Annotated in this window: 16 protein-coding genes; 9 read left to right on the top strand and 7 right to left on the bottom strand. The window is 70.3% G+C overall.

What is annotated here, in order from left to right:
• Positions 1-163: 163 nt before the first annotated feature.
• From ACFZBU_RS33400 to ACFZBU_RS33385, 4 genes are read right to left on the bottom strand one after another with little or no spacing between them, the layout of a single operon-like run.
• Positions 164-973 (bottom strand): amino acid ABC transporter permease, encoded by an 810-nt coding sequence (locus ACFZBU_RS33400; protein WP_391587454.1) that lies wholly within the window; start codon positions 971-973, stop codon positions 164-166.
• Positions 970-1614, bottom strand: coding sequence for an amino acid ABC transporter permease (locus ACFZBU_RS33395; RefSeq protein ID WP_391587453.1), 645 nt, complete (start codon positions 1612-1614; stop codon positions 970-972). Before ACFZBU_RS33395 ends, ACFZBU_RS33400 begins: the two co-directional genes overlap by 4 nt.
• Before the next feature lie 15 nt (positions 1615-1629).
• On the bottom strand, positions 1630-2685 hold the full coding sequence (locus tag ACFZBU_RS33390; RefSeq protein WP_391587452.1) for a glutamate ABC transporter substrate-binding protein: 1056 nt from the start codon (positions 2683-2685) through the stop codon (positions 1630-1632).
• Positions 2686-2698: 13 nt separating this feature from the next.
• Positions 2699-3445: an amino acid ABC transporter ATP-binding protein gene (locus ACFZBU_RS33385; protein WP_391587451.1), complete on the bottom strand. Its 747-nt coding sequence runs from the start codon at positions 3443-3445 to the stop codon at positions 2699-2701.
• A 305-nt stretch (positions 3446-3750) separates the two neighbouring features.
• Between ACFZBU_RS33385 and ACFZBU_RS33380 the strand changes: the two genes are divergently transcribed.
• The 4 genes from ACFZBU_RS33380 (at position 3751) to ACFZBU_RS33365 (ending at position 5721) form a co-directional block, all read left to right on the top strand.
• Positions 3751-3957, top strand: coding sequence for a DUF2191 domain-containing protein (locus ACFZBU_RS33380; protein ID WP_391587450.1), 207 nt, complete (start codon positions 3751-3753; stop codon positions 3955-3957).
• Positions 3958-4268: 311 nt separating this feature from the next.
• A complete protein-coding gene (locus ACFZBU_RS33375) occupies positions 4269-4655 on the top strand; it encodes a hypothetical protein (protein WP_391587449.1) in 387 nt (128 codons plus the stop codon).
• A 70-nt stretch (positions 4656-4725) separates the two neighbouring features.
• Positions 4726-5067: a VOC family protein gene (locus ACFZBU_RS33370; RefSeq protein WP_391587448.1), complete on the top strand. Its 342-nt coding sequence runs from the start codon at positions 4726-4728 to the stop codon at positions 5065-5067.
• 96 nt (positions 5068-5163) lie between these two features.
• The gene (locus tag ACFZBU_RS33365; protein ID WP_391587447.1) at positions 5164-5721 is read left to right on the top strand and encodes a DUF4291 domain-containing protein; all 558 of its coding nucleotides are present in this window, start codon (positions 5164-5166) and stop codon (positions 5719-5721) included.
• Positions 5722-5796: 75 nt separating this feature from the next.
• Here ACFZBU_RS33365 and ACFZBU_RS33360 read toward each other — a convergent pair whose 3' ends face one another.
• Positions 5797-6588 (bottom strand): SDR family NAD(P)-dependent oxidoreductase, encoded by a 792-nt coding sequence (locus ACFZBU_RS33360; protein ID WP_391587446.1) that lies wholly within the window; start codon positions 6586-6588, stop codon positions 5797-5799.
• 289 nt (positions 6589-6877) lie between these two features.
• Here ACFZBU_RS33360 and ACFZBU_RS33355 point away from each other — a divergent pair, with 289 nt between their 5' ends.
• Positions 6878-7483, top strand: coding sequence for a TetR family transcriptional regulator (locus ACFZBU_RS33355; RefSeq protein WP_391587445.1), 606 nt, complete (start codon positions 6878-6880; stop codon positions 7481-7483).
• A 94-nt stretch (positions 7484-7577) separates the two neighbouring features.
• Here the strand turns inward: ACFZBU_RS33355 and ACFZBU_RS33350 are convergent, their stop codons facing one another.
• Both ACFZBU_RS33350 and ACFZBU_RS33345 read right to left on the bottom strand, forming a co-directional pair.
• Entirely contained in the window at positions 7578-9047 is a 1470-nt protein-coding gene (locus tag ACFZBU_RS33350) for a sensor histidine kinase (RefSeq protein WP_391587444.1), read from the bottom strand.
• Positions 9044-9697 (bottom strand): response regulator transcription factor, encoded by a 654-nt coding sequence (locus tag ACFZBU_RS33345; RefSeq protein ID WP_391587443.1) that lies wholly within the window; start codon positions 9695-9697, stop codon positions 9044-9046. The genes ACFZBU_RS33350 and ACFZBU_RS33345 overlap by 4 nt, the downstream gene beginning before the upstream one ends.
• Positions 9698-9995: 298 nt before the next feature.
• Here ACFZBU_RS33345 and ACFZBU_RS33340 point away from each other — a divergent pair, with 298 nt between their 5' ends.
• The 4 genes from ACFZBU_RS33340 to ACFZBU_RS33325 are packed head-to-tail and all read left to right on the top strand — an operon-like array spanning position 9996 to position 13861.
• Positions 9996-10490 (top strand): hypothetical protein, encoded by a 495-nt coding sequence (locus ACFZBU_RS33340; protein ID WP_391587442.1) that lies wholly within the window; start codon positions 9996-9998, stop codon positions 10488-10490.
• A 10-nt stretch (positions 10491-10500) separates the two neighbouring features.
• Positions 10501-11862, top strand: coding sequence for a peptidoglycan-binding protein (locus ACFZBU_RS33335; protein WP_391587441.1), 1362 nt, complete (start codon positions 10501-10503; stop codon positions 11860-11862).
• Positions 11859-12626, top strand: a complete 768-nt coding sequence (locus ACFZBU_RS33330; protein WP_391587440.1) for an ABC transporter ATP-binding protein — start codon at positions 11859-11861, stop codon at positions 12624-12626. Before ACFZBU_RS33335 ends, ACFZBU_RS33330 begins: the two co-directional genes overlap by 4 nt.
• On the top strand, positions 12623-13861 hold the full coding sequence (locus ACFZBU_RS33325) for an ABC transporter permease (protein ID WP_391587439.1): 1239 nt from the start codon (positions 12623-12625) through the stop codon (positions 13859-13861). Before ACFZBU_RS33330 ends, ACFZBU_RS33325 begins: the two co-directional genes overlap by 4 nt.
• The last annotated feature ends 133 nt before the right edge of the window (positions 13862-13994 follow it).

The following is a 13994-nucleotide window of genomic DNA, read 5'->3' as shown; positions in this document are numbered from 1 at the left end:
AAGAGTGAGAAGGAAGCACACCGCGGAGCCGCCCCCGCAGGCTGACCCTAGCGCGTCGAACGGCCCGCCATCGAAGGGTTATTTCGCCGGCGGCGGCCCGAACTCGGGCCGCCGTCCGCGACCTTGGTCGGCGCCCGGGCCCACGCGTGTGGCCGCGGCGTGGTCAGGCGGTCCGGTGCCGGCGTCTGCCGCTGCTCTCCAGGTAGCGGGCCAGGCCGGAGAGAAGCATGCACATGCCGATGTAGATCGGTGCGATCACGATGACGACCGGGATGAACGGCAGGCTGTAGTCGAGGTTGGTGGCGATCTGCTTGCCGGCGTAGAGGAATTCCTCGTAGGAGATCAGGTAGCCCAGCGAGGTGTCCTTGAGGGTGACCACCAACTGGCTGATGATCGTGGGCAACATGGTGCGGACCGCCTGCGGGATCAGGATGTGCACCATGACCGCGGTCTTGCGCATGCCCAGCGCGTAGGCCGCCTCGCGCTGGCCCTTGGGGACCGCGTTGACGCCACCGCGGAAGACCTCGGCCAGGACCGATCCGTTGTACAGGGTCAGTCCGCAGATCAACGCCAGTCGGGGTTCGACCTTCATCGCGATGAAGATGAAGAAGATCATCACCAGCACCGGCATGGCCCGGAAGAACTCCACCACCAGGCCCGAGAACCAGCGGACCACCCGGTGTTCGGAGAGCCGGCCGGCCGCGAACACGGCGCCGAAGGCCAGCGAGAGCACCGCCGCCCACGCGAAGACCTGGAGGGTGTGCCCCAGGCCGCGGAGCAACAGCTTCTGTACGCCCACGTATTCGAACGGCGCCCACTTGTCGTGGGCGAACTGGTCGGTGTCGAACAGCTTGTAGACCACCCACGCCAGCACACCGAGCAACAGCACGGTGACGACCAGGCCGTACGTGCGGTGTCGGGCCAGGGCCTTGGGCCCGGGGACGTCGTACAGCGCCGAAGTCTCGATGCTCATCGGGCCACCTCCAGGCGCTTCTCCAGGAAGCGGAACAGGGCGCTGATGGACAGCGTGATGATCAGGTAGCCGATCGCGATCCACATGAACGTGATGACAATGTCGTAGCCGAGTTCGTTGAGCGTGCGGTATGTGCCCAGCAGTTCGACGACGCTGAACGAACCGGCGATCGCGGTGTTCTTGGCGAGCGCGATCAGCGTGCTGCCCACCGGCGGGATCACCGCGCGCACCGCCTGCGGTAACACGATCAGGTTGAGCGTCTGACCGAAGTTCATCCCCAGACTGCGGGCTGCCTCGCCCTGGCCGACCGGCACGGTGTTGATGCCCGCGCGGACCGCTTCGCAGATGAACGCCGAGGTGTAGCAACCCAGGGCGAGCACCGCGAGGGTGAAGAACGGGAGCACCACGCCGAATCGCGGCAGACCCAGCACGACGGCGAAGAACAGGAGGGTGAGCGGGGTGTTGCGAAGCACGGTGACCCACACGCCGCCGAGCATGCGCAGCGGCCGGACCGGAGAGACCCGGCACCCGGCCATCAGCACCCCGAGCCCGAGCGCGATCGCCGAGGCGACCAGGGTGAGTTCGAGCGTGCCCACGAAGCCCTTGCGGAACAGGGTGAAGTTGTCGAGCAGGACATTCATCGTCGACGCCCTCCGCTAGTACCGGTCCACCGGCGGCGGCTGGGGAGCCGGCACGCCGGAGAGGCCGAGGGTCGAGTCGTAGGCGCGCTTCCAGTCGCCGTTCTGTTCGTGCGCGACGATCGCGTCGTCGAGCGCGAGGCGGAAGTTGCGGTCCCCGCGCGGCACCCCGATTCCGTACGGCTCCTTCGAGAACGGTTCCCCGGCGAGCCGGAGTTGGTCGGGCACCTTGGCGGCGTAGCCCTTGAGGATGGTGTCGTCGGTGGTGACGGCGTCGACCTGAAGACTGATCAGGTTGTCCACGCAGACCGAATAGCTGTCGTAGGCCACGGCGGTGGCCTTGGGGTAGTCGGCGACCAGGCGCTGGTACGGGGTGGACCCGGCGACCGAGCAGACCTTCTTGCCGGCCAGGTCCTGCGGCCCGTTGATGTCCTTGTCGTTCTTGCGGACCAGCAGCGCCTGACCGGCCATGTAGTAGGGGCCGGCGAAGCCGACCAGCTTCTTGCGGTTGTCGTTGATCGTGTAGGTCCCGACGTAGTAGTCGACTTCGCCGTTCTGCAAGGACGTCTCGCGGTTGGCGGAGGTGATCGTCTTGAACTCGATCCGGTCCGCCGGGAAGCCCAGGGAGGCGGCCATCATCTTGGCGATCTCGACGTCGAAACCCGAGTAGTAGCCGGTCGCCGGATCCTGCTGGGCGACATAGGGCTGGTCGGCCTTGGTGCCGACGACCAGTCGCCCGCGCGACTTGGCCGAGCGGAAGGTGGGCGAGTCGATGTCGACATCGGTGGCCACCTGATAGGACGGCAGGTCCTTGGCCTTGGGGCCCTTGGGCGGGGGAGTGCCGGACTTGCCGCACGCGGCCAGCAGCAGGGCGGCGAGGAGGAGGGCGAGCAGGGCTGCGGGCCGGGGCGAGTCGCCTCGTAGCGTGTTTCCTCGGAACGCGCTTTTTCGGGACGTGTTTCCTCCGGCCGTGTTTCGGAGGGCGGCGGTGTGGGCGCCGGTGCCGCTGCGGTTTCGGCTGCGGTTTCGGCTGCGGGTTCGGGTACGGGTTTCGGTCCGGTTTCGGGTGCGCATGTCCGATCCCCCGTCAGTGCTTGAGGATCTTGGACAGGAAGTCCTTGGCCCGGTCGGTCTCCGGGTGGTCGAAGAAATCCTCGGGTCTGCGCGACTCCATGATTCGGCCGTCCGCCATGAACACCACACGATTGGCCGCCGAGCGGGCGAAGCCCATCTCGTGCGTGACCACGACCATCGTCATGCCCTCGACCGCGAGCGTGCGCATGACCTCCAGGACCTCGTTGATCATCTCCGGGTCGAGCGCGGAGGTCGGCTCGTCGAACAACATCACCTTGGGGTCCATCGCCAACGACCGGGCGATGGCGACCCGTTGCTGCTGACCGCCGGAGAGCTGCGCCGGATACTTGGGCGCCTGGTCGGCGAGGCCGACCCGGTCCAGGAGTTCGCGGGCCCTCTTCTCCGCCTCGGCCTTGCTGCGCTTGCGTACCTTGATCTGGGCCAGGGTCAGGTTGTCCAGCACGGTCTTGTGCGCGAACAGGTTGAAGGACTGGAACACCATGCCGACCTCGGAGCGCAGCCGGGCCAGTCCACGACCCTCGGCGGGCAGCGGCCGGCCGTCGATGGTGATGCTGCCGGAGTCGATCGTCTCCAACCGGTTGATCGTGCGACACAGCGTCGACTTGCCGGAGCCCGAGGGGCCGATCAGGACGACCACCTCGTTGCGGGACACCGTCAGGTCGATGTCGCGCAGTACGTGCAGCGACCCGAAGTGCTTGTTCACGCCGGAGAGGACGACGAGTGGGTCTTCCGAGGTCACAGGTATCCGACTCGCCTTCGACGCGGGGGCAGGGACCGTGCGCAAGCGCACATGCCGGGTGCATGGACCTCGGCGGGTCGATTCAGTCGCGCCGGCACGGCCAACCCCTCCAACGGCCGATAGAGTCCCCTCGCGCGGGTGACACGTGTGCGGTCGCCGGGGGCGGGCGGTCGGGTGCGTGGATCCGGGCGCGTCACCGGCTCGGTGTGCGGACCCGTCTGCGGCCCCGTCCGCGGACCGGTGCGCGGATCTTGCGCCGGCGGGCGTGGGTTCGGACGGAGCGGGTCGAGTCGAGGGAGTCGTCGATGGCCAAGGTCAACATCAGTCTGGACGCGAACGTCGTGATCGAGGTCATGGTCCTGTCCGGCGTGCGCAACGCCCAGGACGCGATCGAGGCGATCGTGCTCGACTACATCGCCCGCGGCCACCGCACCGAGGCGCTGACCGGCAACGTCGAGGACCACCGACGCACGATCGAGGAGCGGGAGCAGCGCAACCCCGTCATCGAGTAGCCGACCCGGACCGCCTCCGGGTGGGGCCTCCCGGCTCGACCCTGTTTCCGGTGGTCGCCACGCCGGCCCGCCCGCGCGGTACGCGTCGTGCGCCGCCGGCAGGTGGGGGCGTGCGGTGCCCGGGGGATCCAATGGTGGGCGCGCGCAGTTCCGAGAGGCTCGGCGCGTTGTTCGTCACGTCCACCGGCACACGTCGCGGTCGCGTTGTTCCGAGCCGCTGTACCGAGCCGGAGGGCGCTGCGCGAGAATGGCCGGTGACACGTGTGACACGGAGCCACGGGTCGGGTCGTTGGGGGACGGGGTGGGTACGCATGCGGTTGTGGTTGTCCTATTTCGCGTTCATGTCCTCGGTGGGTCTGACGAACCGCACCAGCGACATCTGGCGAAGTGCGCGCGTGGCCGACGACATCGTGTCGGCGTTCCGCGCGTTGCCGCTGAGTGACCCGGCTCGGCGCGGGCTGGTGCGGGCGATGGCGCTGGTGGCGATCCAGATGTGGTGCCTGTCCATCGTGATCGCGGTATCGCCGTGGTTCGCGGCGGAGGACGAGAACCCGGCGGCGTTCTGGGGCTACCTGTCGATGGTCGCGATCGTGGTCCTGCTGGCCGTCGCGGTGATCGAGGCGACGGTGATCCTGTTCAACCGGCCGCGCAACCTGGTGGCGCCGCACATGCGGGCGGAGCGCGGCGTACTGCGCTGAGGTGCGGAGTGGGGCGGGGCGGGGCGGGGGCCCGCGGGGGAGGTCCGGCCCGGTGCGGAAGACTGTGCGCATGACGATCACATCGGTGACAGTGCGTCGACATGTGCCCGACCTGGACGCGGCGATCGTGTTCTACGAGCGACTGAGCGGCGAATCGGCGAATCGATTCGCCTTTGCCGGGCTGGAGTTGGCGGCCATCGGCCCGTTCCTGGTGTTCACCGGCCCGGACGAGCCGGCGGCCCGCTTCGCCTCGGTGGCCGCCACCCTCGGCGTCGAGGACCTGGACGCGACGATCGCCGATCCGACCGCCCACGGCGCCACCTCGATCGCCCCGCCGACGCCCACGCCGAACGGCCGCCGCGCGGTCCTGCGGCACCCGGACGGCGCGGTCTTCGAATACGTCGGCACCTGAGCGCCGCCCGACATCCGGGCCGCCGCCGGGTTCGGCCCGAGGGCGGCGCGGAAAATGCGTGGCTCGGAGGTCGGGGGCCTGGCAGCGTGACGCGGCATGGTGATGTCGCGGCAGGTGCGGGCCGATTTCGACGCCACGTCGTTGGTGGTGTACCAGGCGTATGCGCCGGCCATCGCCGAACCGGCGTTGCGGGAGGGGCGGTTCGTGGCGCCGTTCTCGTTCGGGCGGATGACGTGGGTCAAGCCGTCGTTCCGCTGGCTGATGCACCGCAGCGATTGGGGCCGGAAGGCGGGCCAGGAACGGGTGTTGGCCGTGCGGATCAGCCGGTCGGGGTTCGAGCACGCGCTCGGCCGGGCGGTGTCGACCGAGGGATCGGTGGCGGGCGCGGCGGTGCACGTGCAGTGGGATCCGGAACGGTCCCTGCGTGGCGCGGCGTTGAACCACTACAGCATCCAGGTCGGGATCGGGCGCGAGCTGATTCGCACCTTCAACGACGAGTGGATCGTCGGCATCACCGACCTGACGCCGCTGGTGCGGCGGGTGGCCGGGCTGCTCAAGGACGGCCGCGCGGCACAGGCACAGCGGTTGTTGCCGGCGGAGAAGCCGTATCCGCTGCCTGCGCCTCTCGCCCGGCGGGTGGGCGCGGACGGTTGACGGGCCCTGGCGTCGTGGGCTCATGGGGTGTGTGGCCCGGGTACGCGGTGGGTGAGCGCGCGTACCCGGGGGCCGTCAGGCGTGTGTGCCGCCGTCCACCCGGATTTCGGTGCCGGTGATGAAGGCGCCGTCGTCGGAGGCGAGCATGGCGATGACGCCGGCGATGGCGTCAGGACCGGCCATCGGGGCGCCGCCGGATTCGAGGTCGGTGGCCAGGATGGGGGAGAGCTTGGCGAACAGCTCCCAGTCGGTGTCCGCCGGGAGGTAACCCGAAGTCGCGTCGGTGATACCGGACTTGATGCTACCCGGGGCGACGTTGACGGCGCGCAGACCCTGCTTGCCGTATTCCAGGGCGAGGGCGTGCGTGAAGGACTGGATGCCGCCCTTGCTCGCTGCGTAGGCCGCCATGTACGGGTGCGCGAAGGCCGCCGAGGTCGAGCTGAAGTTGACGACGACGCCGTTGCCGGTGGCCAGGAGGGCGGGCAGCGCCTCGCGCGTCACCAGGAACGTGCCGGTGAGGTTGACCGTGATGATCCGGTTCCACATGTCGAGCGAGGTCAGGTGGGTGTGCTCGGCGCGCAGGATGCCGGCGGCGTTGACCAGCACGTCGAGGCCGCCGAGTTCGGTGACGGCGGTACGGACGCCTTCGGCTACGGAGGTCTCGTCGGCGATGTCGACCACGAGGGTGGTGAGGCGCTCGGCGGTGCCTTCCTGCGTGGCGAGGTCGCGGGTGCCGGCGAGGCCGTCGGGGACCACGTCGGCCGCGACGACCCGGCCGCCTTCGCGGAGCAGCCGTAGGGCCGTCGCCTGGCCGATGCCGGAGCCGGCGCCGGTGACCAGGATGCGGCGGGTGTCGAAGCGGTTCATGTGCGTCCTTCTTTCCGGGCGGGTGGGTCGGGGTCGTTCCCGTCCTTGCACGCTACGCCTAACGTGCACGTTGTGCCATTAATTCCTCGAGGGTCATTAGACTGGGCTGATGGATGCTGCTGCGGTCGGTTCGGATTCGGTCGGCTCGGACCCGGTGGGTCCGGTGGATTCGGTGGCTTCGGATGCGGTGGGTTCGGATCGGGTGGCTCGGCGTGGGGGGTCTGCTCGGGTCGGGCGGCCATCGTTGACGGAGCGGCGGAAGGCCGATACCCGGACCGAGGTGTCGCGGGTGGCGATCCGGTTGTTCGCGGAGCGCGGGTTCGACGAGACGACCGTGGAGGACATCGCGGAGGCATCCGGAATGGCGCTGCGGACCTTCTACCGCTACTTCCGGAGCAAGGAGGAGACCGTCGCGCCGGTGTTGTCGGCCGGGATCGCGGACTGGGTGGAGCGGCTGGCGGCGTGTGATCCGGCGGTCGGACTGCTGGAGGCGATGACCACCAGTTATCGCGCGGCGATGCGGCATGCGCGGGAGGTGGACGGGGTGGACGACGCGCAATTGCGGGTCGTGCTGCGGACCGCGGACGGGCATCCGGCATTGCGGGCGGTGTGGTTGGGGGTGCACCACGACTGCGAGGAGCGGTTGCGGCCGGTGATCGCGGCGCGGGTGGGCGCGGCGCGCGCGGGGGCGGCGGAGGCGGTGGAGGTGGACGGGCTCGCGGTGGACCTGGCTGCGGGTGTGGCGAACGTTGCGGTTCGGGTGGCGATGCGGCGGTGGGCGGCGGAGGGGACGGGCGATGCCGCGGACCGGGTGGCCGACGCGTTGTTGCGGGTCGCCGACGGGTGCTGGCCTCAGTCGCCGGTCGGGCTTGGCCTCAAGCGCCGGCCGGGCTGATGTGGACCCGGCCTCCGGCCGAGGTGGCCTCAAACGCCGGCCGGGCTGGATTTGGTGTTGGCGTGCGTTGGTTGTTGGTTGCTTTGGGTCGGCCTCAAGCGCCGGCCGGGCTGATTTGGCCCTGGCGTGCGTTGGCTGTTGGTTGTTTTGGGGTGGCCTCGAGTGCCGGGTGGGCTCGATCCCGGGGCTCGGCCGGTGTTCGGCGTTGGTTCGGGTCGTGGGGTGCGGGGGGTGGTTTGGGGAGCGCTATGGCTATGGTGAGGCCGCCGTGACGGTTGGCCGTTGTGGTGATGTGGGCCGCGTGGGCGTGCACGATGGCTTGGACAATGGAGAGCCCCAGGCCGGAGCCCTGGGCGGAGCCCGTGCGGTTGGGGCGGAAACGGCGGAAGGGCTCGAAGAGTTCGGGGATGCGGCCGGCGGGGATGACCGGGCCGGTGTTGCGAACGCGGAGGGAACCGGCCGAGACGCCGACCGTGACGAAGCCGCCCGCGTGGTTGTGGCGTACCGCGTTCTCGACCAGGTTGGTGATCAGTTGGCGCAGCAGCAGTGGGTCGCCGGACACCATGCTGCCGGCGAGATTCGCGTCGATCCGGATGCCGGCCTGTTCGGCCGCGGGCCGGGTCTGCCGGAGCACGTCGGCGGTCAACTCGTCCAGCGCGACCGGCGATGCCTGGACGTTGCCGCGCTCGCTCACCGCCAGGTTCAGCAGCCCGTCGATCAGGCGCTCGGTGCGCCGATTCAGCGCCAGCAGTTGTTCGCGCGTCTCGACGACGTCCTGCGGCGAGTGCGGGTCGGCCAGGCCGATCTCGATCGCCGTGCGTTGGATCGTGAGCGGCGTGCGCAATTCGTGCGAGGCGTTGGCGACGAACAACCGCCGGCTGTCGAAGGATTTCTCCAGTCGATCGAGCATCCCGTCGAAGGTGTCGGCGAGTTGCTTGAGTTCGTCGTCCGGCCCGGGCATCGCGATCCGCTCGTGCAGGTTGTGTTCGGACAACCGGCGCGCCGTCGCGGTGATTCCGTGCACCGGGCGCAACACCCGGCCGGACATCCACCAGCCGACCAGGATCGATGCCGCGGCCAGGAGCAGCAGCGCCGCGCCGAGCACGGTCAGCAGTTGACTCATCGTCACGTTCTGGCCGACGACGGTGGCCCGACGGATCGAGTCGGCGGGGATCATGGTGACAAGTGCCGTACCCGGCAAGGGTTGGGCGGGTTGGGCCTGGCCCGTGGTGCTCTGGGTCTGGTCGTAGCCGTACGTGGAATCCGCCGCGAACGTCCTGGCCATCGCCCCCGGCAACTGCTGGGACAACCGCTGGTCGACGAACCAGTACACGATGCCCAGCAGCACCGTGCCGACCACGAGCGACATGCCGCCGTACATCAGCGCCAGCCGGGCCCGCGCCGACGGCCGACGGAACAGCGCCCGGAGGATCAGCCGCCCGTCCGCGACCAGGCGGCTCGTACCGGTCGTCGTCGAGCCGCTCGTGGTGGTTGCCGCCCTCCGGCGGTTCTTTCCGGCTGCTGCCCCGAGGCCGCTCGTGCCGGGTCTCCGCAGGCCGCTCATATCAGGTATCCCGAGCCGGGCACGGTGCGGATGACCTGTGGGTCGCCGAGTTTGGCGCGCAGTTTGGACATGGTCACCCGCACGGTGTTGGAAAACGGATCGATGTTTTCGTCCCACACTCGCTCCAGCAACTCCTCGGCACTGACCACCGTTCCGTCGGCCGCCATCAGGGTCGCGAGCACCGCGAACTCCTTGTGTGCGAGCCGGATGTACTCGCCGTTCCGGGTGACCTGACGCCGAGCGTTGTCCAGCACGATGCCGTGTTTCCTCAGCACCGGCGGTACGGCCGGCATGGCGCGCCGGCCCAGCGCCTGCACGCGGGCCAACAGCTCGGCGAACTCGAACGGCTTGGGCAGGTAGTCGTCCGCGCCCAGGCGCAGCCCGGCAACCCGCTCGGGGACCGTGCCGGCGGCGGTCAGCATCAGGATCCGGGTACGCATCCGACCGGCCACGACGGCCCGACAGACGTCGTCGCCGTGGGTGCCGGGCAGGTCACGGTCGAGGACCAGTACGTCGTAGTCGTTGACCGCGAGCCGCTCCAGCGCGCTGTCGCCGTCGTACGCGACGTCCACGGCGATCGCCGCCCGGCGCAGCCCTCGGGCGACCAGGTCGGCCAGCAGTTCCTCGTCCTCGGTCACCAGGACTCGCAAGGTCTCGTCGCTCCGCTTCGGGCCGGGGGAGGGGGGTTTGTACACATCGGACCAACCCCACCGGTTATACGCGACCCCGTGTTAGCTCCGGATAACCAATTCGGGAGACGGCCGGGTAACCCGCCGCCGCGTAGACCTGCTGTCGCACCCCTCGCCGGCACGGCGAGGGGTGACCACACGACCGACGGTAGGACTACAGGCGGGAGCGGCAGTGATGACGAGGTTCGGGCGCACGGGATCGGGGCGGCCCTTGGCGCTCAGGTTGGCGGTCGGGGTGGTTCTCGCGAGTAGCCTCGCCTTGACCACGGCCGGGTGCGGCGACGACGGCGGCTCGCCGAAGAGCAAGGTGGCCTCGGGCGGCGGCAGCGGCGGCGCGAAGGCCGAGGGCAGCGGCGGCTCGGACTCGGGCAAGGGTGACGACGCCGAGCGCCGCGACCAGATGGTCAAGTTCGCGGGCTGTATGCGTGAGCACGGGGTCGACATGCCCGACCCGGAGCCCGGCGAGGGCGGCGCGATGCGGATAGGGGCGATGCCCGCGGACGAGGGGTCGTCCAAGACGGAGGACGCCATGAAGGCGTGCGAGAAGTTCCAGCCGAAGAGCGACTTCGACCCGAACGACCCCAAGTTCAAGGAGTGGCAGGCCAAGCACATGGACTGTCTGCGCGAGAACGGGGTGAACGTGGGCGACGGCGCGGGGGGCGCGATGGTCACCATCGACGCGAGCGACGAGAAGGTCACCAAGGCGATGGATTTGTGCAACAAGAAGGTTCCGCCGCTGACGAAGAAGAAGTAGGGGCGGCCTCGTGGTTTCGATCGACACCCCACAGCAGTACGAGTACGACGGGGAGCAGGTGTCGGCTACGACCGAGCCGGACCGCACGGCATACCCGCGCGAGCGTCGGCGCCGCCGTCGGCGTCGGGCCCTGGCCGCCGCTCTGGTGCTGGCCTCCGCGGGCGGCGCCGCGGCCGTACTGCTCTCCGACGGTGGCGACGGCTCCGACGCCTCCGCGAACCGCACGAAGCTGGACGCGGTCCCGGTGACCCGCGCGGACCTGGTCGACCGGCAGAACGTGGACGGCAAGCTCGGATACGCGGGCACGTACTCCGTGAACGCGGCGGCGCCGGGGCCGGACAAGGAGACCCCGCCGGCCGGCGACGGCAAGAACAAACCGCAGGGCGGCGGCACCCCGGGGCCGAGTCAGAGCCCGGGCGGCGGGTCCGCACCGGGTACCGGGGGTTCGGGCGGGGGCCAGGGCGGGGGACAGGGCGGGGGCCAGGGCGGTTCGCTTCCGGACACCGGGAACAACGCGGGTCCCGGCACCATCACTTGGCTTCCCGGCGTGGGCGAAACCCTGGCGCGCGGCGATCGGGTGTACGGCCGCGACGGCACGAAGGTGCCGCTGTTCTACGGCGAGACGCCGTTTTGGCGGGCGCTGTACGTGGGCGTGGAAAAGGGGGTGGACGTCCGCGAGTTGGAGCAGAACCTCCAGGCCCTGGGCTATGGCGGGTTCACCGTGGACGAGAAGTTCACCGACACGACCGCCGCCGCGGTGAAGAAGTGGCAGAAGGACATGGGCCACAAGCAGACCGGCCGGTTCGATGCCGGAGACGCGGTGGTGCTGCCGGACTCGGTGCGGGTCAGCGAGGTCACCGCGATTCTCGGCTCGACCTCGCAGGGACCGCTGCTCAAGGCGAGCGGCACCGGGCGTCGGGTCACGGTCAACCTGCCGGTCAACAAGCAGACGCTGGCGAGCAAGGGCGCCAAGGTGCAGGTCACCCTGCCCGGCGGCAAGACCGCCGGCGGCACCGTCACCCAGGTCGGCACGGTGGCCAAGGAGGGCGAATCGACCCCGGGCATGCCCCCCGGCGGGGACAAGGCCACCATCCCGGTCGACATCGCGCTCGACCAGCCCAAGGACGCCGGCACCCTGGACGGCGCGCCGGTCACCGTCGGCTTCACCGGCAAGGAGAAGAAGGGCGTGCTCACCGTTCCGGTCAATGCGCTGCTCGCGCTCACCGAGGGCGGCTACGGCGTCGAGGCGGTGGAACCGGACGGCAGCACCCGACTGCTGAAGGTCGAACTCGGAATGTTCGCCAACGGCCGGGTCGAGGTGACCGGCGACGGCGTGACCGAGGGCCTGAAGGTCGGGGTGCCCAAGGGATGAGGAGGCATCGCAGAGCGCCGCGCACGGCGGCCGAACCGGGGCCGCCCGGCGTCCGCGGCCCGGTACCGGTGATCGAACTCGACGGCGTCGGCCGGTCCTACCCCGGCGGGGTGCGGGCCCTGATCGACGCGAACCTGACCATCGAGGCGGGCGAACTGCTCGCCGTGGTCGGGCCGTCCGGCTCCGGCAAGTCGACCATGCTCCAGTTGATGGGCACCCTGGATCGACCGACCGAGGGGGTGGTGCGGCTGCTCGGGCACGACATCGCCGGCCTGAAGGACCGTCAACTCTCCGGCGTGCGGGCGAACTGGATCGGTTTCGTCTTCCAGCAGTTCTTCCTCACCGAGCACTTCACCGCAGTGGACAACGTGGCCAACGGCCTTTATTACCACGGGATTCCGGTACGCGAGCGGCGTGAGCGCGCGGCCGACGCGCTGGCCCGGGTCGGGCTCGGCAGTCGGCTCGACCACGTCCCGCGCGAACTGTCCGGCGGCGAGCGTCAACGCGTCGCGATCGCCCGCGCGCTGGTCGCCCGGCCGGCGCTGGTACTGGCCGACGAGCCGACCGGAGCGCTCGATTCGCGCTCCGGGGCGACGGTGATGCGACTGCTGCACGAACTGCACGCGGATGGGACCACGATCGTGGTGATCACGCACGACCCCGGGATCGCCCGGTCGTTGCCGCGCCGGGTGGAGATCCTGGACGGCCGCATCCACGCGGACAGCGGAGTGTCGAGCGCACTGCCGGCGGGGGTGCTCGGATGACGACGACGGATCAGGACACCCTTGCCGCCCGGCCGACGCCGGTGCCACTGCCGGACACCGCGCGGCTGGGACCGGTCGACGTGGTGCGGGTCGGCCTGCTCGGGGTACGCGGGCGGCCGATGCGCGCGATCCTGTCCGGCCTGGGCATCGCGATCGGGATCGCCGCGATGGTCGCGGTGCTGGGCATCGGTACGGCCAGCCAGGCCCGGTTGACGGACCAGATCCGGAGCCTGGGCACGAACATGCTCTCGGTCGGACCCGGCGACTCGATGTTCGGCGGCAAGGTGCCGCTGCCCGAGGACGCGGTGGACATGGTGCGCCGGATCGGCCCGGTGACGTCGGCCAGCGCCACCGCCCAGCTGGACGGCCGCAGCGTACGGCGCACCGACCGGATCGATCCACGCGTGACCAAGGGCATCACCGTGGCGGCCACCCGCGAGGACCTGCTCGACACGATCGGCGGCCGGGTGGCGAAGGGCCAGTGGTTCAACGCGGCCAATTCGCGCTATCCGACGGTCGTGCTCGGCGCCCGGGCGGCGGAGCTGCTCGGGGTCGACGGGCCGAACCGGCAGGTGTGGATCGGGGAGCGGTGGTTCACCGTGATCGGCGTCCTGGCCCCGGTGCCACTGGCGCCCGAGGTGGACCACTCCGCGCTGGTCGGCTGGTCGGCGGCGCGGGACCTGCTCGGCTTCGACGGGCACCCGACCAGGATCTACGAGCGCTCCGCCGAGGACGCGGTGGCCGACGTGCGCAACGTGCTTGCGGCGACGGCCAATCCGGCCGACCCCGCCGGGGTCAAGGTCAGCCGTCCCTCCGACGCGCTGGAGGCACAGCTCGCCGCCAAGAACACCTTCACCGGGCTGTTCGTGGGCCTGGGCGCGGTCGCGCTCCTGGTGGGCGGGGTCGGGGTGGCCAACACGATGGTCATCTCCGTGCTCGAACGCCGTCAGGAGATCGGCCTGCGCCGGGCACTGGGCGCCGGGCGCGGCCAGATCCGCCTGCAGTTCCTGACCGAGGCGGTGACGCTGTCCGGCCTGGGCGGCGTGGCCGGCGTGGTTCTCGGACTGATCGTCACCAGCGGGTATGCCCGAGCCCAGGGTTGGCCACTGGTGCTGCCGTGGCCGGCCATCCTGGGCGGAGTCGCGGCATCGGTGGCGATCGGTGCGCTGGCCGGTCTCTACCCGGCCGGCCGAGCGGCACGGCTGCCACCGACCGAGGCACTCAGCTCGGGCTGAGGACGGGCAAGAACGCGAGTCGGGGGGGGGGGGGGGGGGGGCGCCCCCCCCCCCCCCCCCCCCCCCCCCCGCAAAGGACATAGGGGAAAACACGGGGCCACCGGGGGGACTGGATGGCGTGTTTATGTATATG

The sequence above is a fragment of the Embleya sp. NPDC008237 genome (assembly GCF_042956465.1).
Lineage (GTDB): Bacteria > Actinomycetota > Actinomycetes > Streptomycetales > Streptomycetaceae > Embleya.
Note: the sequence above shows the minus strand (reverse complement) of the source record. Positions and strands in the feature narration are given on the sequence as shown.

Bases quoted from the DNA above. Each gene is read 5' to 3' on its own strand.
- ACFZBU_RS33375 (WP_391587449.1), top strand. From the start codon at position 4,269: ATGCGGTTGTGGTTGTCCTATTTCGCGTTCATGTCCTCGGTGGGTCTG.
- ACFZBU_RS33370 (WP_391587448.1), top strand. From the start codon at position 4,726: ATGACGATCACATCGGTGACAGTGCGTCGACATGTGCCCGACCTGGAC.
- ACFZBU_RS33395 (WP_391587453.1), bottom strand. From the start codon at position 1,614: ATGAATGTCCTGCTCGACAACTTCACCCTGTTCCGCAAGGGCTTCGTG.
- ACFZBU_RS33360 (WP_391587446.1), bottom strand. From the start codon at position 6,588: ATGAACCGCTTCGACACCCGCCGCATCCTGGTCACCGGCGCCGGCTCC.
- ACFZBU_RS33350 (WP_391587444.1), bottom strand. From the start codon at position 9,047: ATGAGCGGCCTGCGGAGACCCGGCACGAGCGGCCTCGGGGCAGCAGCC.
- ACFZBU_RS33380 (WP_391587450.1), top strand. From the start codon at position 3,751: ATGGCCAAGGTCAACATCAGTCTGGACGCGAACGTCGTGATCGAGGTC.
- ACFZBU_RS33400 (WP_391587454.1), bottom strand. From the start codon at position 973: ATGAGCATCGAGACTTCGGCGCTGTACGACGTCCCCGGGCCCAAGGCC.
- ACFZBU_RS33330 (WP_391587440.1), top strand. From the start codon at position 11,859: ATGAGGAGGCATCGCAGAGCGCCGCGCACGGCGGCCGAACCGGGGCCG.
- ACFZBU_RS33390 (WP_391587452.1), bottom strand. From the start codon at position 2,685: ATGCGCACCCGAAACCGGACCGAAACCCGTACCCGAACCCGCAGCCGA.
- ACFZBU_RS33365 (WP_391587447.1), top strand. From the start codon at position 5,164: ATGGTGATGTCGCGGCAGGTGCGGGCCGATTTCGACGCCACGTCGTTG.
- ACFZBU_RS33325 (WP_391587439.1), top strand. From the start codon at position 12,623: ATGACGACGACGGATCAGGACACCCTTGCCGCCCGGCCGACGCCGGTG.